The sequence below is a fragment of the Nocardioides pyridinolyticus genome, from assembly GCF_054653575.1.
Genome location: NZ_BAAIFY010000094.1, coordinates 1 through 515, shown reverse-complemented (window position 1 = coordinate 515; position 515 = coordinate 1). Strand labels below are relative to the sequence as shown.

General features: G+C 70.3%; 1 protein-coding gene. It reads right to left on the bottom strand.

Going from position 1 to position 515, the window contains the following annotated elements; genetic code table 11:
- The coding region (locus ACYQ0U_RS22800) for a transposase (protein WP_459976168.1) at positions 1 to 515 on the bottom strand (515 nt) is incomplete at both ends.

Below are 515 nucleotides of genomic sequence, written 5' to 3'. Positions count from 1 at the left end.
GGGCAGTCGCGGCAGGCGATCCCGATGGTCACGTTGCCCTTGGCGCTGATCTTGCGGGTCACGCCGGCTGGACAGGTGACGGTCCGGGCCTGGTGGTCGACGTCGAAGTCATCGACGCTGAACCCGCCCTCGACAGCGGGCTGGATCGGCCACGGCTTGAGCAGTGGCGTCCACTGCTTCTCGTGGAGCTGGTCGAGCATGTCGCCGGTGGCGTAGGCGGAGTCGCCCAGTACCTCGATGTCTTCTTCGTCGATGGTGGGGTCGGCCAGGACGAGCTTGGCGCCGACAGCGGCGTCGGAGTTCGCCGGCCCGTTGGTCTTGGTCAGCTCGCACACGGTGGTCAGGCCGGTGTCGGGCTCGACGACCACGTGGGCCTTGAACCCGTCCTGGCGACGTTCCCGGGTCTTGTGGGCGTGCCGGGCGTCGGGGTCGACGGTCGAGATCACCCGGTCCGCGGCGGTCTTGCGGGCGATCCGCCACCGGCCGTCGGTGCCGTCGGAGCCCTCGGCCGGCTC